General features: G+C 43.6%; 20 protein-coding genes and 1 tRNA gene. 15 read left to right on the top strand and 6 right to left on the bottom strand.

All coding sequences use genetic code 11. The features are described from left to right. Positions 1-103 precede the first annotated feature (103 nt). Positions 104-2,125 carry an alkyl/aryl-sulfatase gene (locus HC723_RS00730; RefSeq protein WP_190337886.1) on the top strand — a complete coding sequence of 674 codons (2,022 nt, stop codon included), beginning with the start codon at positions 104-106 and terminating at the stop codon, positions 2,123-2,125. Positions 2,126-2,411: 286 nt separating this feature from the next. On the opposite strand, the gene smrA is transcribed toward HC723_RS00730, so the two are convergent. Continuing rightward, complete coding sequence (gene smrA, locus HC723_RS00720) at positions 2,412-2,993, bottom strand: DNA endonuclease SmrA (RefSeq protein ID WP_153446562.1); 582 nt, start codon at positions 2,991-2,993, stop codon at positions 2,412-2,414. Between the two features lie 292 nt (positions 2,994-3,285). Between smrA and HC723_RS00715 the strand changes: the two genes are divergently transcribed. Continuing rightward, positions 3,286-3,362 (top strand) — tRNA-Pro (locus HC723_RS00715). A gap of 389 nt (positions 3,363-3,751) precedes the next feature. Then, positions 3,752-4,258, top strand: coding sequence for an RNA methyltransferase (locus HC723_RS00710; RefSeq protein ID WP_153448130.1), 507 nt, complete (start codon positions 3,752-3,754; stop codon positions 4,256-4,258). Positions 4,259-4,440: 182 nt separating this feature from the next. Here the strand turns inward: HC723_RS00710 and HC723_RS00705 are convergent, their stop codons facing one another. Both HC723_RS00705 and HC723_RS00700 read right to left on the bottom strand, forming a co-directional pair. Next, positions 4,441-5,328 carry a TraB/GumN family protein gene (locus HC723_RS00705; protein ID WP_153446564.1) on the bottom strand — a complete coding sequence of 296 codons (888 nt, stop codon included), beginning with the start codon at positions 5,326-5,328 and terminating at the stop codon, positions 4,441-4,443. Between the two features lie 10 nt (positions 5,329-5,338). Then, positions 5,339-8,113, bottom strand: coding sequence for a heavy metal translocating P-type ATPase (locus tag HC723_RS00700; protein WP_190337885.1), 2,775 nt, complete (start codon positions 8,111-8,113; stop codon positions 5,339-5,341). A gap of 650 nt (positions 8,114-8,763) precedes the next feature. On the opposite strand from HC723_RS00700, the gene HC723_RS00695 reads away from it, so the two are divergent. Beyond that, a complete protein-coding gene (locus tag HC723_RS00695) occupies positions 8,764-10,224 on the top strand; it encodes a multidrug transporter (RefSeq protein WP_190337884.1) in 1,461 nt (486 codons plus the stop codon). A 431-nt stretch (positions 10,225-10,655) separates the two neighbouring features. Further along, positions 10,656-12,083 (top strand): glutamate--tRNA ligase, encoded by a 1,428-nt coding sequence (gene gltX, locus HC723_RS00690; RefSeq protein ID WP_190337883.1) that lies wholly within the window; start codon positions 10,656-10,658, stop codon positions 12,081-12,083. A 65-nt stretch (positions 12,084-12,148) separates the two neighbouring features. Here the strand turns inward: gltX and HC723_RS00685 are convergent, their stop codons facing one another. Continuing rightward, entirely contained in the window at positions 12,149-12,304 is a 156-nt protein-coding gene (locus HC723_RS00685) for a hypothetical protein (RefSeq protein WP_190337882.1), read from the bottom strand. Between the two features lie 234 nt (positions 12,305-12,538). On the opposite strand from HC723_RS00685, the gene HC723_RS00680 reads away from it, so the two are divergent. From HC723_RS00680 to HC723_RS00640, 9 genes are all read left to right on the top strand, one after another. After that, complete coding sequence (locus HC723_RS00680) at positions 12,539-13,360, top strand: DUF3450 domain-containing protein (protein ID WP_190337881.1); 822 nt, start codon at positions 12,539-12,541, stop codon at positions 13,358-13,360. Between the two features lie 11 nt (positions 13,361-13,371). Beyond that, positions 13,372-14,793: a MotA/TolQ/ExbB proton channel family protein gene (locus tag HC723_RS00675; RefSeq protein ID WP_190337880.1), complete on the top strand. Its 1,422-nt coding sequence runs from the start codon at positions 13,372-13,374 to the stop codon at positions 14,791-14,793. Next, on the top strand, positions 14,793-15,335 hold the full coding sequence (locus HC723_RS00670) for a MotA/TolQ/ExbB proton channel family protein (RefSeq protein ID WP_153446574.1): 543 nt from the start codon (positions 14,793-14,795) through the stop codon (positions 15,333-15,335). Before HC723_RS00675 ends, HC723_RS00670 begins: the two co-directional genes overlap by 1 nt. Beyond that, the gene (locus tag HC723_RS00665) at positions 15,332-15,739 is read left to right on the top strand and encodes an ExbD/TolR family protein (protein WP_153446576.1); all 408 of its coding nucleotides are present in this window, start codon (positions 15,332-15,334) and stop codon (positions 15,737-15,739) included. Before HC723_RS00670 ends, HC723_RS00665 begins: the two co-directional genes overlap by 4 nt. 16 nt (positions 15,740-15,755) lie before the next feature. Further along, complete coding sequence (locus HC723_RS00660) at positions 15,756-16,478, top strand: energy transducer TonB (protein WP_190337879.1); 723 nt, start codon at positions 15,756-15,758, stop codon at positions 16,476-16,478. Between the two features lie 86 nt (positions 16,479-16,564). Next, positions 16,565-17,773: a tetratricopeptide repeat protein gene (locus HC723_RS00655; protein WP_238925378.1), complete on the top strand. Its 1,209-nt coding sequence runs from the start codon at positions 16,565-16,567 to the stop codon at positions 17,771-17,773. A 160-nt stretch (positions 17,774-17,933) separates the two neighbouring features. Next, the gene (locus HC723_RS00650; protein ID WP_190337877.1) at positions 17,934-18,416 is read left to right on the top strand and encodes a tetratricopeptide repeat protein; all 483 of its coding nucleotides are present in this window, start codon (positions 17,934-17,936) and stop codon (positions 18,414-18,416) included. Positions 18,417-18,608: 192 nt separating this feature from the next. Further along, entirely contained in the window at positions 18,609-20,006 is a 1,398-nt protein-coding gene (gene yegD / locus HC723_RS00645) for a molecular chaperone (RefSeq protein WP_153446583.1), read from the top strand. 152 nt (positions 20,007-20,158) lie between these two features. Further along, a complete protein-coding gene (locus tag HC723_RS00640) occupies positions 20,159-20,740 on the top strand; it encodes a DUF938 domain-containing protein (RefSeq protein ID WP_190337876.1) in 582 nt (193 codons plus the stop codon). A gap of 89 nt (positions 20,741-20,829) precedes the next feature. On the opposite strand, the gene fhuB is transcribed toward HC723_RS00640, so the two are convergent. Together fhuB and HC723_RS00630 are read right to left on the bottom strand one after the other, a co-directional pair. Further along, a complete protein-coding gene (gene fhuB, locus HC723_RS00635; RefSeq protein WP_190337875.1) occupies positions 20,830-22,836 on the bottom strand; it encodes a Fe(3+)-hydroxamate ABC transporter permease FhuB in 2,007 nt (668 codons plus the stop codon). A gap of 66 nt (positions 22,837-22,902) precedes the next feature. Beyond that, complete coding sequence (locus HC723_RS00630; protein ID WP_190337874.1) at positions 22,903-23,826, bottom strand: ABC transporter substrate-binding protein; 924 nt, start codon at positions 23,824-23,826, stop codon at positions 22,903-22,905. A 58-nt stretch (positions 23,827-23,884) separates the two neighbouring features. Between HC723_RS00630 and HC723_RS00625 the strand changes: the two genes are divergently transcribed. Then, a complete protein-coding gene (locus tag HC723_RS00625; protein ID WP_190337873.1) occupies positions 23,885-24,064 on the top strand; it encodes a hypothetical protein in 180 nt (59 codons plus the stop codon).

Here is a 24,064-nt window from a genome sequence, read left to right as displayed (position 1 = left end):
ATAACATTTCATGATGTATTTAATACAGTTTCATGCATGTATTGCTATGTGTCAATACGCTAAATTAGCACCATACCAATACGAATTACCAAAGAGGTTCCCTATGAAAACTCGTTTTACTCTTTCAGTTCTTTCACTCTCTGTTATGGTTTCATTTAGCACCGCAGCTAATGACTATGCATCTATTGATACTTATGAAGGAAAACCAGCATCTAAGTTCACCGAAAAGGCAAATATCACAGTGGCAAAAATGCTTCCTTGGAAAGACATATCTGCATTTGAACGTACTCACCGTGGTCTTATTGCTGAGTTTGGTACTCACGAAGCAGGTGAGCTTAAAAACCGTTTTGAATACATGGCGGATAGATCTGTAGACGATTTACCACCATCTGTAAACCCATCAATTTGGCGTCAAGGAATGTTAAATTATGCTGCCGGCGGTCTATACAAAGTGACGGATGGTGTATATCAAATTCGAGGTGCTGATTTATCAAATATGACTATTTACCGCACTGATAATGGTTATGTGATTCACGATCCTCTTTTATCCCGTGAAGCGGCAGCAGCGTCGTGGAAATTTGCGAAAGAACATCTACCGACGATCAATGGTGAGCATAAAATTACGGGTATGATCTACTCACACATGCACGCTGACCATTTTGGTGGTTCTCGTGGCGTGTATGAATCAGGTGATTTTGCAAAAGGTGCTGAGATCTACGCACCAAAAGACTTCATTAAAGAACTGGCTGATGAAAATGTTATAGCAGGTACCGCAATGGGCCGTCGTGCAAATTACCAGTACGGGACGACACTGGGCAATAACACGAAAGGTATTGTTGATAACGCTCTTGGCTTAGGTACATCACGTGGTGAAGTCACACTCGTAGCGCCAACAATCGAGATTCAAGAACGTGAAAAAGTCATTAATATCGATGGACTAGAATTCCACGCAATTAATATGCCTGGTGCGGAAGCGCCTGCAGAAATCATACTGTATGTACCAGAATACCGTTCTCTGAATACAGCTGAGCTGACTTATGACGGTATGCACAACATCTATACCTTCCGTGGGGCAAAAGTACGCGATTCTCTAATTTGGACTAAATACTTAACTGAGCTCAAAATGCGCTTTGTAGATAGTGGTTTAGTGGATAATATTCACGCAGCGCACTCCGCTCCAGTATGGAATAATATGGATACTGACGTAAACGAAATTTCTGAATACATAACGCTGCAGCGTGACAACTATGGTTTTATTCATAACCAGTCTATGCGTCTAGCCAATCATGGGGTGACCATTCATGATGTTGGCCGCCAAATTGAAGAGATCGTTCCACAATCTCAAATTGATACTTGGCACACGAACGGTTATCACGGTTCATACAGTCACAATGCTCGTGCCGTTGTAAACCTGTACCTTGGCTACCATGATATGAACCCTGTCAATACTAACCCATTGCAAACGAAAGATAAGTCGTGCGTATATGTGAATGCAGCAGGTGCAGACGTACTGTATAAAGCGGGTATGACTCACTTTAATGCTGGCGAATACCAAGAATCGTCTCAATTGTTTAACGATCTAGTACAATGTGATCCGAACAATACTGACTACCGTTTCGCACTAGCAGATAGTTTCGAACAGCAAGGTTACCAGTCTGAAACGATGGCGTGGCGTAACAGCTACCTACAAAGTGCCGTTGAGCTACGTACTGGTGAGATTGAAGAGTCAATCAAGCTTGCTTCACCTGACGTCATTGCGAATACTCCAACGGGTATGTTCTTAGATTTTATTGCTGTTAGTTTGAATGCACCAAAAGCTGAATCTGCGAGTCTTGATTTCAACTTTGGTGTTTACCATCCAGATCTTGGAGAGCGTTACTATGGTGAAGTGTCTAATGCGAATATGGCTAACATTGAAGTCGATACGTTACCAAAAGTTGACTTTGAGCTAATTATCAACAAAGCAGATTTCACAAAAGTCGTTCTTGGTGAAACAACATTAGAGGCATTGTTCAAATCTGGTCAAGCGAGTGTGAAAGGCGATGAATCGCAGCTAAGGCAATTGGTTGGCACACTCGATAAGTTTGATGGTATGTTTGAAATTCTCCCAATGCCAAGTAAGTAAATAACCCGTAATGAAAAAACCTCTCTTCATGGGAGGTTTTATTAAAACTATTGATAATGCAGTGTGAGTGTTGAGGGCGTTCAGAATTTTGTGTCAGTTAATTTTGACTAAATATCTAAGGCATCATCCAAGCGGCCTTAAATATGAATCGCGACTTGAGGCAATGTCATATTCCCGTTTTGACTTGGCATTGTTCACTTCTTAGATGCGTTCAATTCCCCAGTATACAGCAGCTTAAGCAAGCTGATTTCATTTGGGAACCCACTGTTAATTTGATTCATTTCGTTTAACTCATGCGCTTTTGATGGCGCTCTTTATTGTCTAGCTTCATTTCTGCGCTTTTTTTCAGTAGTACATACACCGCACCAGACCCTCCATGAAAAGGTTGGGCGCTATGGAAACACATCACATCGGCGATTTGTTCGAGCCATGCCGCAAGATAACTTTTGATTAAAGCCGGAGGATTAGATTGCGCTCCTTTACCATGAACAATCAGCACACTACGTGTATCAAGACGTTGCGCTTGGCGTAAAAATGACACTACATCGTCACGCGCCTGTGTGAGAGTACGGCGGTGCAAATCGAGCTTAGCGGTAATGGGGTATTTACCTAAGCGAAGTTTACGAAAGACGCCATCTTGAATGCCATCTTTTTTATATTCCAAGATCGCATCCGGTTGCAGCATTGGGGCGTTATCTAAAGACAAATATTCGTCATTTTCATCGGCAAGAGAAACCGCAGCCACACGACGCGCTAAATGTGCATCAGTTAGTGAGCGATCTTTAACACGAAGAGTGGTGTCTTGTTCGATCGGTTTGACATCGCCCATCATCTGTTTAAACAAGTCATCATCGTTGTCATCAATCATAAGAGTGCCTTTTAAATGGAACGAATTGGGAAATTATAACCATTCTATTTGATTTGTGAACGATGGTTGTTTAGTAAGTAATCAATTAAACATTATTTTGAAATTTATCAAAATAATTGCCCTGATCCCCTTGCCATTGCTTATAAAATCCGTAATATACGGCTCTCAGTCAGCGACAACATGTTGATTGAATCTCGGTGAATAGCGCAGCTTGGTAGCGCATCTCGGGTTTTAGGATTAGCGGACCAGAGGGTGACCCTCGGTTTGACAACCTAACAAATAGCAACAATTTCGGTGAATAGCGCAGCTTGGTAGCGCATCTGGTTTGGGACCAGAGGGTCGGGGGTTCGAATCCCTCTTCACCGACCACATTAAGAAAAGGCTCTGCAGAAATGCGGAGCCTTTTTGCGTTTAAGCCCGACAAGTCGGGGGTTCGTCTGATATTAGAATCTTGGCTCTTCACCGACCACTTTAAAGAAACCGCATCAGTAATGATGCGGTTTTTTGCGTTTAAATTATAGATAGTTTATGCATCTGAATCTCGGTGAACAGCGCAGCTTGGTAGCGCATCCGGTTTTGAAAACAAGAAGCGGACCAGAGGGTCGGGGGGTCACAGTTGTTTAAGAGCCGGCTCTTCACCGAGTATCACTATTTGGTGAGATCTAAACAGAATGATTGTCATCGTTAAGGGAGCAAGACCAAATATATATTTTTTGCTATTATCCCGCTACTTTTTCTAAAATGATCTATTTATGTCTATTTCAAATACTCACGTCACCATAGGGTTAACCAACCCGAAAAGCCCTTCAAATGTTGGTTCTGTTATGCGAGCCTCAGGGTGTTATCGCGTCGACGCGGTTCGCTATACCGGTGTGCGATATGAAAAAGCAGTGAAGTTTCATACCGATACTAAAAGTGTTGCGCGTCATATTCCGCTGGATGGTGTGGCGGATATGCTCGAAGGGCTTGATGCGGAGACTAAAATTGTCTGTGTAGAGCTGGCAGAAGGGGCAACCTCTTTACCGCAATTTGTGCACCCAGATAAAGCGATCTATGTGTTTGGCCCAGAAGATGGCAGCATTGATCAAAGTGTGGTGTCTAAAGCCGATGCGGTGGTGTATGTGCCAACGGTGGGTTGTATGAACCTTGCTGCAACAGTGAATGTATTGCTTTATGATCGCTTAGCCAAATCAACGCAAGTTGAAATGGGCGATGAGTTAATCAAAAAGAGCCGCGATAACCGTAATCATTTAATCGTGAAATAGCACCAATCGCAGTAACGATCTGATCATCTAATGACTTTAATTGCTATAAAGCCAATTAAAGTCACTATTTAATCAATTTAAATACGCCGAGAAGATGCTATCCCGTCCTTGGTCGCTTGAGAAAAGGTAAGACATGATCTTTGACACTTTTCTCTATGCTCAATTCTGCTCCATCATTTAATTTATTCAAATGAACAATCCGTGCTGGTGGAGTGAGAGACTTGCTGCACCTGATAACCTTGTTGTTTGAGTAGCGCCACTACACTATGCTGGCCGATAAAATGCATGGTACCGACTGCAATAACATACTTGCCTTGTGGTGAAATAAAAGCAGGGTCGATGAGCTGTTTTACCCAGCGTTGATTACGATCATTAAGCAAAGCATGAGTGGTTTTATCATCCCATTCGGTGGCGGTTAACATTTGATTGAGTTTGGCAGAATCTCCTGCTTGCCAACTGTCTAGCATACAAGCATAAAACTCTTGTCCTTTATCCCAGTTTTCCAATGTATCTGTGAGTAAGTCTTTGCCATCGTTAGGCAGATTGTTGAGTAAATGAAATTGCTGCGCTAAGGTCTCAAAGCTCAGCAAAGGGATGCCTTGCTGGTGTGCCTGCTGCATTAAAATGTTATCCACCCCTAATTCTGGCTGCAGTTTGAGGGTTTTGTAACTTTCATTTTCAAGTGAAATCGCCGCGATCCACGGTGGTTGATTTAAGAGCGTATCGGGATCGAGATTAAGTTGCTTAGTAATGGTGATTAAGCGGCGCTGTTGGGTTGAAGATAGATAATTTTTGCTTGCGATTGCGTGGGATAAATCAAGCTGCGGCATAGGTTGATTGATGTCGGTTTCAACAATCAAACCATCACTATGCATTAAAAATTGGTTAATTTGATTGGGGAGGGGATACATACTGGCTTGCCCAATATGTACCGTGCCTATCATCATTAAGGTTTGCTGGCCTTTGGTGGCTTGCCAAATTAAGGGTTCAGCTTGAACTTGTGTGCTGACCACTTGGCTGCCAAGTAAGCAACCGAGCAAGTAACAAGGCAATTTGAACCATTTATTCATTTGATTATTCTCATTGAGATTTAGAGTTATATTGCGTTCGGCTTGGTTTAAATAAGCGTAAACGGTTGGCGTTACTCACTACGGTAATAGAGGATAATGCCATTGCCGCGCCAGCAAAAACAGGGCTAAGCATAAAGCCAAACATAGGATATAACACCCCAGCCGCCACGGGAATACCCAGAGAATTATAAACAAATGCACCAAATAAGTTTTGTTTAATATTGCCGACGGTGGCTTGGGATAACTCAATTGCATCGACTAATGCCAAAGGCGAGGAATGCAATAAGGTCATTTGCGCACTTTCAATCGCCACATCTGAGCCACTTCCCATCGCAATTCCGGCATCGGCTTGAGCAAGAGCTGGCGCATCGTTAACCCCATCACCCACCATAGCGACTTTGGCTTGTTTTCCCTTAACGCGTTCGTTTTGCAGCTCGATGATTTTTTCCGCTTTTTGTTGTGGTAGCACTTCGGAAATCACATGTTTAATGCCTAATTGATCACCAATAGCTTGCGCGACTTTTTGATTATCCCCTGAAAGTAATACCACTTTGATACCTTGCTTTTGCAGTGCATCTACCGCAGGTTTGGCGTCATCACGGATTGGATCTGAAACGCCTATCAATGCCACTAGTTGGTCATCAATTGCGACGGCGATCGGGGTAAATGCGCGTTGTTCAAAGTGAGTTAATTGGGTTTTACTAACGTCGATATCAATATTATTTTGACGTAAATAGCGTGGACTACCGATATATACCGTTTGGCTCTGACCGTTATCTGAAATGCTCGCTTGAACCCCTAAACCTCGTTTGGCGCTAAAGCCAGTCACCGCAAGATTATTGTCAATATCAATGTTTTGCTGTTGCTTAATATAAGCACAAACCGCTTGAGCTAGAGGGTGTTCCGATTGTGCTTCAACATGATACACCGCCGTTAAAATAGCGGTTGGATCGTGCGATCCAAACCGCTCAACTTGCTGAACGCTAGGTTTGCCTTGGGTGAGGGTGCCGGTTTTATCAAACACCACGGTATTGATTTTGCTAGCGGTTTGCAAAACTTCGGCGTCTTTAATTAAGATGCCAAGTTCGGCGGCTTTCCCAATACCCACCGTCACCGATAGCGGCGTCGCCAAACCTAATGCGCATGGACAGGCGATAATCAGTACGGTTGTGACCACCACCAACATATAGCTTGCTTGTGGCGCAGGGCCAACCGCATACCAAACCAGCGCCGCAAAAATAGTAATGCATACGACAACCGGCACAAATACCGCTGAAATTTTATCGGCCAATTTTGCCAGTTGCGGCTTACTGCTTTGAGCTTGGCGCACCATTTTAATAATGCGAGCAAGTGTGGTGTGTGAACCAACCATAGTCGCGCGGATCACTAAACTGCCATCTTGGTTAATGGTACCAGTAAATACGGCATCATCGATTTGCTTGTAGGGCGCCAGTGGTTCGCCGGTAAGCATCGCCTCATTAATATAGGACTCGCCTTGTACCACTTTGCCATCAACGGGGATTTGCTCACCAGGTTTCACGCGGATCTGCATACCAGCGGTGATTTTTTCGATGGCGAGAGGAGTATCAATGCCATCAATGATCACGGTGGCGGTTTTGGGTTGTAAGTCGATTAAAGCTTGCAGCGATTGAGTGGTGCGGGCTTTGGCTTTGGCTTCAATATAATGGCCAAGAGAAATTAAGCCAATGATCATCGCGCTGGCTTCAAAGTACACATGCCTTGCTTCAACGGGGAGCCAGCTCGGAGTGACAACCACTAACATAGAATAAAACCATGCCGCGCCAGTGCCTAATGCCACTAAAGTATCCATAGTGGCGCGTTTATGTTGCAGCGCTTGCCACGCATTGCTAAAAAATGGTCGCCCTGCGGTGGCGAGTAAAGCTAAGCAAACTAGCCCAATCACGCCCCAAGTCAGTTGGTCGGCGCTATTTCGGATCATCATATTGCCGCCCAATACTCCCCAAGCCATTAATGGTGTACCAATAATAAGACCGGCAATGGCATTATTTTGGTTGATTTTTAAGCTCTGTTGAAATTTGGCTTGTTGCTGCTCACGCATACTCGCTTCATCAATCACTAACTCAGCTTGATAACCGGCGTTTTTAATCGCATCCGAGATAATAGTTGCCTTATCTGCTGAAATTGTCGGGGCGGTAACCCACGCGGTTTGCTCGGCTAAGTTAACTTGTACTTTGGTTACGCCCTCGATTTGGGTAATCGACTTTTCTACCGATGACACACAACTGGCACAGGTCATGCCGTTAATAATAAAGTGTAAATTGGCTTCTTCGCTTTTCTTCTCATCGACCGCTACTTTACTGCGCTCTGCTTTTATTGCTTCAGTAGACATTGCTTCAGCAGGGATGTCGTCTTGGTTCGATTTCGCTATTTGAGCCTCAAATCCAAGAGCCTCAATCTGTGAGATCACCGCTTCAACTTCAAATTGTCCACAAATAAAGAGGTGCGTTTTTTCAACTTGCAGCTCATCAACAGTTTGCCACTGCTCAAACGCGGCTTTTACTTTGGCTACACAGCGACCGCAATGTAAACCGGATAATGAAAAGTGAAGTTGTTGCGCTGTCACATAACCAAAAGGGGCTAAGGCTTGATTCAAACTAAACCAAGTCTCATCGCTGAGGATTACCGCTTGGGTAGGAGTAATACTTTGCACTTGCGTATTGGGCAACGCATTGAAAGCTGCCTCTGCTTTGCGTGCACAACCCATGCAATTTAAACCAGTGAGATGTAATTGATATTGAAACATGACAAACACTCTTCAGTTGAAAACTAGTGACACTATAAACCTTCCCACAACGTCATGGTCAAGTTGATTTCAATATTTCAATATTTTAATTATTTTTATATACCGTCGTTTTATCGTGCTTAGAAAACTTATTTGGTAAGTTTAATTAAGTGGGTGTTTTGGTGGTTTATTAGTCAGGTTTTTGAACTTGAAGGTATGAGTTTCCGTAAATGGCACGAGGGCGAGGGAATTAAACGAAATCTATTGGGTTAGTGTAAGCAACTGAAAAATAGAGTATTGACGTTTTTGACGGTGATGTATTTGCGGCTTGGTTCAAACTTTGACGGCTTTTTAGTCTAAATGGATGTTTATAGTTGTGAATGTTGAGTGATCTACGTCACCAAAAAACACTCTAAAAGCAAATGTAAGCGACATTTATCACATCGGATTGGCCTTTATGTTTTTTTATATTTTACTTAACTTATTGTTTTTAATTGGTTATGTATTTTTATTCTTTGCCGGATTTGAAGGTGATCAAGTTTTATTATTGATTTAATTCTCGATTAAAAAAAAGGTGACATGATGAATTACGTTAAGTAAGAAACGCAACAAACAACAGTCAGGACGACTGGGAATTAATTATAAAATTAAAGTTAAATTAGGGGTTATATATGAAAAGCGTTTTTAAAAGAACAGTATTAGGAGCGGCGGTCTCGTCAATGCTACTAGGTATGGCTGCATACTCAACTGGTGCTATGGCTGCGGATGATGTGGCATCAGGTGATACATCAATTGCGGGTGAAGGGGTTGTTGAGAAGCCGTATGAAGGCGGCTTCTTCGAAGATGCTGCTATTAATGGTGCAATTAATCTCTGGATGCGTGACCGTACTCGTGCTGGTACCAATACGACAGATGGACGTAACGGTAAAGATACAGCAAAAAACACCAATTTAGATCATGGTACCATTTATGCTGCACTTGACTTTAAATCTGGCTATATTGGTGATGTTGCAGGTCTCGATTTAAATGTTTATACCACTTTTGATATGTGGAACAACGGTTCACCTGACCACGAAATGAACTTCTGGAATGTTAACAATCCATACGATACGGATCCTGGTACTCGTACAGGTTGTACTGGCACATGGGATTCATCTTGTACCGATAATGGTGGTGCATTCCAAACAGCGGCGGCAAAATTTAAGTTTGGCGAGCATATTACTGCTCGTGGTGGTTACTTCCAACCTAGTGTTCCATCAACCTTAGGGGTTAACTGGTCTTACGCTGCCGGTACTTATGAAGGTGGTGAAGCGGGAGCAACTTTTGGTCCAGTTAAATTAGGTTTCGCGTTTGTCGATAAATACCGTGCACCTTGGTACAAAAAACAATACAACTTCCGTACTGGTACCGGACCTACTGCAAAAAATGCAGGTAACATCTATTCGTTGGGTATGCGTTACTCTATCAACGATGCAATGTTGTTAGATGTTGCATACGCTGGTATGACGGAAGGCGATCGTAAAAATGCTCACGTGAAATTCAAGTGGACGACCGATGGTGGTTGGTATGTATCGCCACAAGTTTACGTAGTGGATGATGATAACCAATACGACAAAACGGCGTTCCAATTGGCTTTCTTAAGTGCTAAATCTTTTGGCCAATACAACTTACGCTTAGAAAGTACTTACACCTCTGCTGATTCTGAAGATACTCGTCATAACGTAGGTAACCTTGCTTACCGTATGACAGAAGCTTACGGTGGTTCTAACGGTGCATACGATATCTGGTGGAACAACCGTTCGGATTTCAACCATGATGGCGAACTTGGCTTCTTCGGTGAGTTGAAACGTGATCTTTCGGACCTAGGTGCGCCTGGTCTAACCGTTGGTCTAAACGGTGTTTATGCATTTGGTGCTGAATACGAAGGATCGGATGACCTAGTGGAATACTCGGGTAGTGCGTTTGCAAACTATGCAATCCAAAGTGGTGCGTTAGAAGGTGCGACTTTCGGTATCTACTACACCCATTACGTCAATGACTCTAATACAGCAGATTGGGTTGTGTACTCAAATGGCTTCAACGATGAAAATGACTTGAAGGTGACATTAACCGTTCCTTTTGGCATTAAATAATAATGTAAAAAGGCAATAGAGCAACACACTTATGGAGTCAGTAATGATTCCATGAGTGCCGTTTTTCGGCAATGGTTAGGGCCGCAATCATGTCGATATTGACGTTCATTTTTGAATAAAAAACAGAATTTCAAGACTAAAAAACGGACATAGCGAATACTCTAGACATAGAGTATGTAAAACAAAAAGGGAGATAGTCCGCAAGGATCATCTCCCTTTTTCTATACTCGGCTTAATTGACACTGCTGCTTTATTTGAATATCCCTGTGGGGGCTACTTGTTAGCCGAATTCATGATTGCTATTTGAGTGTTTGAAATTGAATGGTAGAATACGCGCAACTTACTGCCTTCGCCTTATATAGCCTTATTATTTGAGTCTATTCGCGAGTTTGGCAAATCTTATCTGTGCACGTTTCAAAAAGGTAACTTAAATGACGGTTAAAACACGTTTTGCTCCTAGTCCAACTGGCTATCTTCATGTCGGTGGTGCTCGTACCGCGCTTTATTCTTGGTTATACGCCAAAAGCCAAGGTGGTGAATTTGTTTTGCGTATTGAAGATACTGATATCGAACGTTCTACTCAAGCGGCTGTGGATGCGATCTTAGAAGGCATGCAATGGATGGGGCTAGATTGGGATGAAGGTCCTTACTACCAAACCAAACGTTTCGACCGTTATAATGAAATGGTTGATAAACTGCTAAGCGAAGACAAAGCCTATAAATGTTACGCGTCAAAACAATTGCTGGATGAGATCCGTGCCGAGCAAGAAGCGAATAAAGAAATGGCACGTTATGATGCCAAACACCCTAAAATTGTGGCAGCAAACCAAGCCGCAACAGAAGGTGATCCATGCGTGATCCGTTTTCGCAATCCAACCGAAGGCAGTGTGGTTTTTGAAGATCAAATCCGTGGTCGCATTGAAATTGCCAACAGCCAATTAGATGACTTAATCATTCGTCGTACCGATGGCGCGCCAACCTACAACTTCTGTGTGGTGGTGGATGACTGGGATATGGCGATCACCCATGTGGTTCGTGGTGAAGATCATATCAACAATACTCCTCGCCAAATCAATATCTATAATGCCCTTGGCGCACCGGTTCCGACTTTTGCCCATTGTGCGATGATTTTAGGTGACGATGGCGCGAAGCTTTCAAAACGCCACGGCGCGGTTAGCGTGATGCAATACCGTGACGAAGGCTACTTACCGAATGCACTGAATAACTACCTAGTGCGTTTAGGTTGGTCTCATGGCGATCAAGAAATCTTCTCTCAAGCTGAGATGATTGAATTCTTTAGCCTAGATAACGTCAGCAAATCAGCGTCGGCCTTTAATACCGATAAACTGCTTTGGCTAAACAACCACTACATCAAAACCTCTGAGCCAGAATATGTCGCTAAGTACCTTCAATGGCATTTAGATGAACAACAAATCAGCCTTGATAACGGTCCTGCCATTACGGATGTGATCACCTTAGTGGGCGAGCGTTGTAATACTCTTATTGAATTGGCGCAGCAATCTCGTTACTTCTATCAAGATTTCGCAGAATTTGAAGCTGGCGCCGCTAAGAAGCACTTACGCGGTGTCGCTCGTGGTCCATTAGAACTCGCGCTGAGCAAAATTGAAGCGTTAACCGATTGGAGCACTGAAAGCCTACACGGCGTGATTGAAGCAGTATGCAGCGATCTTGAAATCGGCATGGGTAAAATCGGCATGCCATTGCGCGTTGCCGTGACTGGCGGAGGTCAATCTCCATCGGTTGATGCCACCATGCAATTGATTGGTAAAGCGCGTGTTGTGACTCGTATCAATATGGCGCTAGCGTTTATTGCAGAGCGTGAAGCTAACGCGCAATAAATGACGTAAGAATATGACAAAACAAAGCCGCTGAATGTTCAGCGGCTTTTTTGTATCTTAGACATTTATCGTTTCTTATTATTATCATCTACTGGAGCATCGATATGGTTCGGTGTAGTGACCGAAGTATTTATGCTAGGCGCTGTTTTGCCTTGCATTGATTCGGCAAAAGAGAAAGTAGAAAAAGCTAAAGTAATAACAAGCAGAATTGAAGTTTTCATGCTGACCTCACTTGTAGTGAAAGGGGTCCTTATGAGAAGAATCAACTTCCTTGTCTGTTTAGTATAGAAGATTAAAATGATTTATATCAATAGACGATAAAATTTAATTGCTAATGGTAATTATTATCATTAACTTTTGGGTTTGGTTAAGTTAGAATACTTTGCGTTAAGAAAATGCTAACTTGCTTTATACCTAAAAAGGTATCGCTAAATTTACTCTAGACGGATTTAATCATGCTGTTTTTTCGTTATTCTCCTGTTACTTCTTCTCTTGCCTTGGCGGCATTGGCGACATCATTAACGGTGCAAGCCGATAGCCTTGATGCCGCCCGCAGTACCCAAGCGCACACCAATCAAGTAGCCAAAACGGCTCAGATCAAGATAGATAAAAATTCCGATCAAAGCTTTCAATTGCAAGCGCAGGTCGAGCAACTGCAAGCGCAAGTGGATAATCTCACCATCTATCAACAACATTTAACCAAACTGGTCGCGTCACAAGAGCAAGAAAAAATCGCCACCCAAGCTCAAATTGAAGAGATAGCCAAAACTCGCCAAGGTGTGGTGCCATTGATGTATTACATGCTCGATGGTTATAAATCGCTTATTCACCAAGGCACACCGGTGCGAATGGCAAGCCGTGAACAACGTCTAGCCGATCTTGAATTATTGATGGGGCGCGCCGACATTTCTGAAGCTGAAAAATATCGTCGTATTTTAGAGGCTTATCAAATTGAAATTGATTACGGCACTAAATTGGGATCGTATGAAGGCGAAATTACCCTTGCCAATAATGATACTCGCCAAGTCGATCTGTTGTATTTAGGCCGAGTGAGCTTACTCGCGCGCAGTAAAGATACCGAGCATATTTGGTTATGGGTACAAGCATCAAAGCAGTGGCAAGCGGTGGACAGCAGCCAGCGAGTTGAGATCAATAAAGCCTATGCACTGGCCAGTAAACAACAAGCGCCAAGCTTATTGAATTTGCCCTTGTCGCTTTCAAAACTTGAATCTCAAACTAAAGCTCAAGACCAATCTCACCCACTGGAGGCCAAATAATGATGTCTCTTATGGGCCAATTAATTAAAAAAAATGCTGTTATCTCCTCATTGATCTTGACGGCGAGTATGATCTTTTCTGTCGGTGTGAATGCCAATACGGTTAATGTAAATAATGCAAACGCCAATGACTTATCGTCGCTAAGTGCTAAGGCAAAAGCAGAACAAATCGTTGAAAATAAGCATAACCATCAACGAGTGGTACTTAGTGCCGAGCAACGTGCGAAGTTACAATCTCAACGCGATCAACTGGCAAAACAATTAGCCCAAATAGAAAAACAAAACGCCCAGCTGAGTGAGACATTTGCCACCAATGAAAAAATCTTGGCAGAAAAAAGCAAAACATTACAACTGGCTACGGGCAGTTTAGGCGAATTATTTGGCGTCGTGCGTCTGGCGGCCAAAGAAGTGCAAAGCAACTATCAAGACTCATTATTAGGCAAGCAAGGTCAACGTTTTGACGCACAATTAAACAAAGTGATCAGCACCGATGCTCTGCCATCTTTGCCTTTACTGACTGATTTGTGGCAGGCAATGAGCTATAAAATACGTACTAGCAGTGAGTTAAGTTCGGTGTCGATTTCGTATGTGGAAGGAGATGGCAAAACCTCAACCATGCCCGCTATTCGTCTAGGAGATATCGGTTTAGTGTCCTCAAAAGGGTATTTGAATTGGGATTTCACTCGTCAGCAAGCGTCTAATTATCTCGCGCTGCCTTCTGATGCGCCTAATTTAGAAAGCTTAACTGCAAAGTTAAAAGAAGGTAATAAAGCGGTATTACTCGATCCGACTCGCGGGGTATTATTGGCGCAATTTGCCAATCAACCGACTTTAATGCAACGGATTGAGCAAGCTGGAGTGGTGGGAAAAATCATCTTAGCTTTGCTGGCGATTGGTTTGATTATTGCCCTGATCCGCGGCGTGAAACTGATGCAAACCCAGCAACAGATTTCGAAACAATTAAAACACCCCCAAACCCCAACCGATAACCCATTAGGTCGCATTTTAAATGTGTATCAAAAAGAGAAAAAACAGTCGGTAGAATCATTAGAATTACGCTTACTTGAAACTGTGTTAGATGAACAACAAGGGCTCGAACGCGGTTTATCTATGCTGAAATTGTTTGCGGCATTAGCACCGATGTTAGGTCTACTTGGTACCGTTACCGGCATGATCGAAACCTTCCAAGTGATCACTGAGTTTGGCAATAGTGATCCTAAAGTGATGGCGGGGGGGATTTCGATGGCGTTGATCACCACGGTATTAGGTTTGGTGGCGGCAATGCCATTATTACTGGCGCATAACATTTTATCTAATCGTGCGGAAAGCATTCGTAACACCCTAGAAAAACAAGGTGTGAGTTTGGTGGCTGAGCGAGCAGAGAAAGAATCGGATGCGCGTAATGAAAATAACCCCGTGCCGGTTGGTGGGTAATGACTTGGCTTGCTAGTATGTTGCCAGATTTATTTTCTTCGCCTTTGTGGGATTTTATGGCGCGCGGCGGACAAGTGTTGTGGTGGCTTGCAGCTGTGGTGTTTGTTTGCTGGCTATTGATCATTGAAAGAATTCTATTTTTGAGTTTTTCCTATCAACACGCCAAAGCCGCTTGGGTTGCTCGTTGGAAATGTCGCTTGGAACATGACTCTTGGTTTGCTTTAGCGCAAAAAGAAGGCATGTTGCAGCAAGCCAATATGATGCTGACTCAACATTTAGACTTGATCAAAGTCTTGGTGAGTTTATGCCCAATGCTCGGGTTATTAGGAACCGTGACCGGAATGATCACCGTGTTCGATTTAATGTCGGTGTCAGGCAGTAGTGATCCAAAATTGATGGCTTCCGGTATTTCAATGGCAACCCTTCCTACTATGGCCGGTATGGTAGCTGCGTTGGCTGGCATGTTTGCCCATTCTCGATTAGTGAAAGTGGCCACGCGGAAAGCTTTGCACTTAGAACAACAATTAAGGAGCGGCGAATGAGATTAGTTCGTCCCACAAAAGCAAAAGAAGAAGCACAAGTCGATCTTACCTCGATGCTCGATATCGTATTCATCATGTTGATTTTCTTCATCGTGACCAGCTCGTTTGTGCATGAATCTGGCATGGAAGTGAATCGCCCAGCCGCCTCGCATTCTACCAGCCAAAGCAACAGTGGTATTTTTGTGGCGGTGACGGCTGCCAATGATGTTTACATTGATAAGCGCCGAGTGGATGTCGAACGGGTCCAAGCCACATTAGAAAAACTGATGATGGATGATCCACAAGCCAGCCTTGTGATCCAAGCGGATAAACATGCTTATAACGGCACTGTGGTTGAAGTGATGGACGCGGCCAAAGGGGCTGGCATTAATAAAATCGCCATTGCGACCCAAACCAAGCAGTAAGGTGAATCAAATCGCGATGAATATGTTTAATCCACAGCACGATCAACACCATGCTTTTAAGCGGATGTGTATTGCGTTGCCGTTAGCTTTCATCACCGCTATCGCCTTGTTTTGTTTTATGTCATGGATGGTGGGAAGTGTTAAATCGAATGTTGGCGATGATCAGCCAGCAGTGATGTTTGATATGGTGATGCAAGATAAGGACTCAAGCTCTCAGCGTCGTCAACGTCAACTGCCTGAGCCGCCCAAAGTGCCCGATCAGCCTCAACTACTAGCGCAGACGCAAGCGTTATCGACACCGTCTAACCCTGCTATGGTCAGTCGTCAGGTTAATGCTCAACAAGCCTCGCTAGACACCAGCTTGGCGCTGTCGGATTTTGGCGTTTCCGTCAATATGCCAACCATAGATAGCACAATGGCAAATGGTCCGAGTGTGGCGGCGGTGACAGGCGAGATAGGGCAGCAACAACAAGCGATGCCGTTATATCGCGCCCAACCGACTTATCCGGCTCGGATGCTGCAACGTCGGGTAGAAGGCTATGTAGTGATGTCATTTACCATTGATGGGCGTGGCAAACCAGAAGATATTCAAGTGATTGAAGCGAAACCGAGTAAAGCATTTGTTCGTTCGGCGGTTCAAGCATTAAGACATTGGAAATATCAACCCAAAATCGAAGGTGGCTCTGCGGTGAAGCAATCTAATCAACAAGTTAAAATTGAGTTTAAGATCAGCCAATGAAGATGCTTACCACAACATTTTGCTCTCTTGTGACCTCAAACACCCTCTTTAAGCGTGGTGTGTCTTTGGCGCTCTGGTGTTTGTTAATGAGTTTTTCTAGCGCAGCCGTCAGTCAAGCGACCAATAAAAGCGTCACACCTTATACAGGCAAAAAATTGGTGCAAGCCAGTCAGTTAGCGCAAGAAGAACACTTATTAAAAGCGATTGAAGTGTTAAACGGTTTTACCCCTAACAATGATTACGATAAAGCATTAGTCAATCGAGTATTAGGCATTTATTACTGGCAAGCCGAGCAACCAAAACAATCGATTAGAGCCTTAACCACATCAACCAATTTGCACGCATTAGAACCTAAAGCGCAATGGCAAACGCAACGTATGCTTGGCGATATTTTATATTCTCAACAAAATTTTGCGGCAGCCGTTTTAGCCTATCAAAAAACCTTAGCGGTAAAATATGACGCCAAAGGTAATGAACGAAAAATGCATGCAAAAGAGGTTAATCAACTTTATTTTCGTATTGCCGCCAGTTATTACCAACAGCAAAACTGGCAACAAGTCAGGCGATATATTGCTTACTACCGCGCGCCAGATGCCAAACAAACACTGCAAGCATTGCGTATGCAAGTAGTGGCGGAGTTACGCCTAAAGCAATGGAAAAACGCAGAGATGACCTTAGCGGATTTGATCCGACTTGAGCCCAATAACAAAGGCTGGTGGCAACAACAGATCTCGGTGCAATTGCAACAAAAGCGAACTCAAGCGGCATTAGAAACTTACGCTCTAGCGAAACAGCAATCGATTATCAGCAAGCAGTCGCTAATAAGTAAGCAAGCACTCACTTTTAACATCAATGATTATAAAACTTTGGCGCAGTTATACGCGCAAAATAAAATCCCAGAGCGCGCAGCACGGATTTTAGATGACATGTTTGCTCAATTTCCAGACAGCAAAACTATCGACAACCAAAAGCGGCAAGCACAATATTGGCAAATAGCGCGCGAGTGGCCGCAAGCGATCAGCGCTTGGCAAAGCTTGGCACATCGTGATGCTCAATATTATTGGCCACTGACTCAATTGCTTATCCAACAAAAGCACTACGCACAAGCCAATAAAGTCATCGACCAAGCCAAGCCTTATGCTAAATTTAATGAGTTCGCATTGGCAAAAATTCAACTATTGTATCGCTTAGATAAATATAATGACGCATTGGCACAAGCGAAACGTTTGAATGAAAAGCAGCCTTCAGCCTCGGCGCAAACATGGATTGTCTATTTGGAAAATAAACTGCAGTAGTTCTGGGATTTCAAACGAGTTTTTTAAAGTGGATAGCGATACAGTTTACATCTTACATGTCACGTTGTAAGTGTTTGATTTTTTTGGTCTTTGCTGGGTTGGTGTACGATTGGCTATTTTATTGCCGCTTAATAAAGCGTTCTAAATTTTAGAGGTACCTATGGAAACCGTAATCAAAAAAGCTATTGAGTTACGTAAACAAGGTCATTATCAATCATCTCGATTTTTACTGGAAAATTTACTGACGAATGATAATTATGCAGCTAAAGCTCACTTACAAATAGCTTGGTCTTATGATAATGAAGGTAAAGAGCAGGAGGCAATAGATCATTATTTAGCATCCTTGTCCGGAGCTCTTTCTCCTACAGAACGTTTTGATGCGTTATTTGGTTTGGCGAGTACTTATCGAAGTCTTGGTGTGTATGACGAAGCTCTGAGTTACTTTGAGCAAACTTTGGATGAGTATCCAGATTCAATCGAAGTGAAACCTTTTTATGCTATGTGTTTGTATAACACAGGGCAGCACAAAGAGGCGACATCATTGTTACTCGATCTCTTAATTTCAACAACCAATAGCGATGCCATCAAAAAATACCAAGTTGCGATTGAGTTGTATGCAAAAGATTTGGACAAAACGTGGTGAAGTGCGGTAATAGAGCGTTTGAACTATGATCTGACCAATTAAAAAATGACATTATATCCGCGTGATATGTTGCATTGTCTATCCCTGTGAAGGCCGACATTTATGTGAAAACTGCCCAAGAAAAGCAAAACAACAAAACTTAAATAGGGTACTATCGCCAGCCTTTTTGATATTTGGCGAGTGAGGCTTTTGATGTTTATTGGTTTTGATTACGGTACGGCGAACTGCTCCGTTGCAATGATGGAGAGTGATACCCCAACGCTACTGCCTTTAGAAGCAAATAATCATTATATTCCGTCCACATTATGCGCGCCGACGCGTGAGTCGGTCAGTGAATATCTGTATCGCTTTATGCAAGTACAACCTAAAGATGCGCAAGGTGAACAAGCCCTACGCCGCGCGATCAATCTAAACCGCGAAGAAGACATTCAACTGCAACTCGGTGATATGCAGTTTGGTCAGCAAGCGTTAGATACCTACCTAGACGATCCGCAAGAAGTTTATTACGTCAAATCACCTAAATCGTTTTTAGGCGCAAATGGGTTGCAACCGATGCAATTGAGTTTTTTTGAAGATCTGGTTTGCGCCATGATGAAAAACATTAAAACCAAGGCCGAACACACCACTCAACAAGACATTGAACAAGCGGTGATAGGCCGTCCGATCAACTTTCATGGTCGTGGTGGGGAAGAGGCGAACCGTCAAGCGGAAGGTATTTTACGCCATGCTGCGACTCGTGCGGGTTTTAAACAGATTGAATTTCAATTTGAACCCGTGGCGGCAGGGTTGGAATATGAAAGCACACTCAGCGAAAATAAAACCGTTTTAGTGGTCGATATTGGCGGCGGTACCACCGATTGTTCATTAATTGAAATGGGGCCAAGTTTTTCTACCATGTCTGATCGCAGCAGCAGTTTATTAGGCCACAGTGGGCAACGTGTCGGCGGTAATGATCTTGATATTTATCTCGCATTTAAACAGCTTATGCCTTTGTTTGGCCTAGGTTCTAAAATAGGGGGCTCTAAAATAAATGGCTCACGGTCACTCAGCTCGGCCAAAAACAGTGATATTGAAATGCCGATCACTCAATTTTGGAATCCTATCGCGATTAACAATGTGGTGGCGCAAAAAGACTTCTACCAAGCCAGTAACTTTAAAGCGCTAAAGTTACTTCAAAAAGAAGCGCAGAACCCAGAAAAACTGGCACGTTTATTAGCCACCTATCAACATACTTTAGGTTATCAAATCGTGCGTAAAGCCGAAGAAGCCAAAATAGGGTTATCGGAGAGTGACACGCATTCTCTGATTATTCCGGTTGCCAAAGAAATACTGGAGGTTGATATTCACCACGATGAAATGGTTGCGGCGGTGCAAACGCCAACGTTAAAAATGATGGAGTTGGTGACCGAAGTGATGAAGCAAGCGACTAAACAGCCGGATGTGATCTTTATGACGGGCGGCAGTGCTCGTTCACCTTTCTTACGTCAGGCACTCGAAGCACAATTGCCGAATATTCCAATTGTCAGTGGTAATTATTTTGGCTCGGTGACTGCAGGTTTAGCGCGTTGGGCACAAGTGGTTTTTAGTTAGATATCGTGTATAAAAATATAATAAAACGTATTATTTGCAGCGAAATTGATGCCATTCCGCTTGGATTTCATTTATTTTCTGCATTTTATTCGCCTTCATTGTCATAGGTGTCAATGATACTCTTGTCGTTTAGGCACTGTGAGAAATAACTTATGACGAAACGAACCTCTCCATATTGTGAAAAAAATCAGAAGCCCATTTTAGAGCATCTTTTTCAGCATTTTAAAGACGTAAAACATGTACTAGAGATAGGTTCTGGTACGGGGCAGCATGCGGTCTTTTTTGCTAAACAATTACCTCATCTTATTTGGCATACCAGTGATATGACTGAAAATCATGCCAATATTGACGCGTGGCTGGGTGAGTCGGAATTGGACAATGTTGTCTCACCAGTAGCATTTACCCTAGGTCAAGACCCATTTCCAAATGTGGCGGTAGACGCCGTATTTACCGCTAATACCACTCATATTATGCAACCACAAGAAGCGCAACAAATGATGGAATTGGTGGCGGCCAATTTACCGGCTGGTGGGGTGTTTTGTCAGTATGGACCGATGACGGTTAACGGTGAGTTTACCACTGACAGCAATCGAGAATTTGATGCAAATTTAAAGAGCCGAGGCTTGGGTGGTATTCGTGATATTGAACAGTTAAAACAATGGGCGAGCGGCATGGAGTTAATCCACATGCACCCAATGCCAGCCAATAATTTTTTGTTGGTATGGGGTAAATAACCAACGCTTTCCCAATCGTATTTGAAGTGATTGCTTTGTGGTAAATTGCTTTATTTCAAATTGCTTTGTTGCAAATTGTTTGGTCGTAATTAGCTCTTCTGCCCGCGAATAAGCAACAGTAAGAAATAACTGCCGCCCACAATCGATACTACGGTTCCTGCGGCGATTTGCATTGGGAATAAAATGGTTTGGCCGATCCAATCAGACACGAGCATTAATAGGCCTCCTGCCAATCCTGCCACCAACAATTGTGCCCGCGCTTGTTTTGCGCCGAGTATTACCGCCATGTGCGGCGCGAGTAATCCAACAAAGGCTACCGGCCCCATGGTGGTGGTCACTAAGGCGCACAACAAAGCAACACTGCACAATAAAATCACGCTGGTGGCTTGCACATTTAAACCTCGCGCGGCGGCAAATTGTCGCCCTGCGGAAATTAAGGTTAGCCAGCGCGATACACATACCAATCCAATAAAAATTATTGCCACACTCAGCGCAAGGGTGGTCGCGCCAGTACTGGTGACTCGATAGGTCGAACCTGCCAACCAACTAATAATGGTGTAACTGTCTTGTGTTCCTTTGGCTAAAGAAAATTGTACCAAAGACTCAATTAAGGCGGTGATCGCAATGCCGATCAACACCATACTCGATGGGGCAAATTGGTTTTTACGCCCAAGTAATAACAGCACCGCCAAGACCGCCATGCTGCCGCCAAAGGCAAGAATGGATCCAGAGACAATCATGGAGCCAGAGGCAAAAATATGGCTGCCAAAAAATACCGTGCCAGCCACTAACGCAAAGGTGGCCCCTGCCGAAATGCCTAAGATATCAGGGCTTGCCAATGGGTTATAAATCAGACGTTGTAATACTGTTCCGGCGGCGGCAAGCGCAACGCCTGCCGCAAGAGCCGTTACAAAGCGAGGCCAGCGAAGATCCCAACTAAAAGCATCTGGAATGGCAAAAGACAAACCGTGGTCACTGATGCTGACGGTTGCGGAAATGATTAGCATTATTACAGTCAAAGCGATAAATAACGGGATCACCCAAGCCGATAACTGCGCTTTGCTTGGTGGTAACTTTATGGAGATTTGATCTTGAGCTTTTAACGCGCGGCGGCTAAACCATACTAATGCAGGTGCGCCAATCGCAGCAGCCGTCGTGCCACTTGGGATCATCTCAAGGGTTAATTGGCTAAGTGATAAGGCTAAAATATCGGTCAACATGAGCGCCATGCTGCCGACCAACATACTGGTATATAATTCTGCCTTGGCAGTTCTTGCCCCCAGAGCACGAGCAATATTAGGGGCCAATAATCCAATAAAACTGATCACGCCAACAGCTGTGATCGAGGCCGATACAACCCATAAACCCAACACAATCAGTAGTATGAAAAATGGGATAACATTTAAGCCACGAGCCTCAGCGCCTTGGTGCCCTAAGCGCATTAAGGTTAAAATTGGTGGCGCAAAAATCAATAATAATGCTGCGACTGAAATGCGAGGCAACAACCAAAAGACCTTATCCCAGCCATTTTGAGCTAAATTTCCCGCCCCCCAAATAAACACATTTTGTGCGTATTGATCGTTGAGTAAAATAATCGCGGTGGCAATCGCGCCAAATAAAATATTGACCACCATACCGGATAAAATAAGCGGTAAACCGGTAATGTTTTTAGGGCCAGCTATGGTGATCACAAGTCCCATAGCAAACATTGCACCCACCATCGCAGCCAGCGCGGTAAAGTCCGCGGCGAGTGATGGAAAGAATACATTAATGATGATTAATGCCAACCAAGCGCCAGAAGATGTGCCTAATGTTAAGGGTGAGGTGAGTGAGTTTTGGGTCAATTGCTGCATTAAACTGCCGACTAAACCCAACATTGCTCCCACGATGATCGCCATTACTAAGCGTGGAAGTTGCGCATAAACAAACTGCATATGAGCAAAATCGAAATCGGCTAACTCAGATGCTTTGGAACCTATAATTAATTGCCACTGTTGGCTCAGAGGTAATGAGTGACCGATTTGTAGGTTGGTAAAAGCAATCGCAATAAAAGCAATAACAACAGCGATGACGGTGACAGGGCGGAGTGGGCGCATAAAAATAGATTCTTAATGATTTTGGTTATTGATTATTTGTAAATGATTAGTGGCTCTATATAAAAATTATGTTTGAGCTTGGATTTCTAGCAAACTTTTGCAGATGGACTCCGCAATATATTGCATCGACATTGCGCCGCCATAATTCCAGACCGCATCCGCCTGATTAACCTGTCCGTTGCGTACAAAGGGCATGGCTTGCCATAACATAGATTTATTGAGTTGAGCGTTTTGAGTGGCGCTAAATGGACCAAAATAAATCACGTACCCGTCTTTAACATGTTGTAAATCAGTAAGACGTTTTTGCACTATGCCCCATTCTTTGGCCGGTTGTGGTAGGGCAGTGGTTAAGCCTAACTGCTTGAGTACATAGTCGGTGGTGGAGTTTTTGGTGTATAGATAAATCGAAGTTTGATTGGCAAAACGAATTGCTGCCACACTGGGCATCTTGCCATTAAAGGCTTTGTTGAGTTGTTGTTTTAACTCTAAAAAGCGCTGTTGCATGGTTTGTAATTTTTGCTCGGCCAGATCGTTTTTATCGACCATCTGGGCAATATGTTTAAAGTTAGCTATCGCCGCTTTAGCGCTGTCTTGTTGTGCGTTGTAGGTTTGATAGTAAAGTACTGGCGCGATGGTTTTCAGACGTGGGATCAGATCTTTTTGCGGCTCGGCGACTAAAATAACATCTGGCTTTAATGCGGCCAGTTTTTCCATATTCGGCTCGGCGCGAGTACCAATATCTTGCACAGAAGCTGGAATAGCCGGTTTGACGACCCAAGTGGTGTAATCCTTAATATTAGCAACCCCGACAGGCGTGACGTCTAACTCGAGCAACTGTTCCGCCAGATCCCAATTTAACGCCACAATACGTTTTGGCGTGGCAGGTAATTGATGCTCTCCAAGGCTATCGGTGACGCTAATGGCAGCTTGGGTGGAGAAAGTGAATAGCACCGTCAAGAGCAATCCAATACGACGAATAATGGTGTTCATAGCTTATTAATACCTTGTAACTTATAAAAATTAACAATAGCTTCACTGAAAGTAATCCATGACAGTGAAAGCGAGATCCCGCATCTTCTTCGCTTATGCTCATGTGCGGGATGACGAAATTGGCTTTGGCTTATACCAATTGCATAAATGTAATGATCGAGCAAAATTGAGTACCGAGAAAAGCGACCAAGGACGGGGCAGCGTATTCTCGGCATATTCAATTACTCAATGGAATTAG

This window comes from Vibrio sp. S11_S32, from assembly GCF_014694465.1.
Classification (GTDB): Bacteria; Pseudomonadota; Gammaproteobacteria; order Enterobacterales; family Vibrionaceae; genus Vibrio; species Vibrio algicola.
This window is presented reverse-complemented; position numbering and strand designations above follow the sequence as displayed.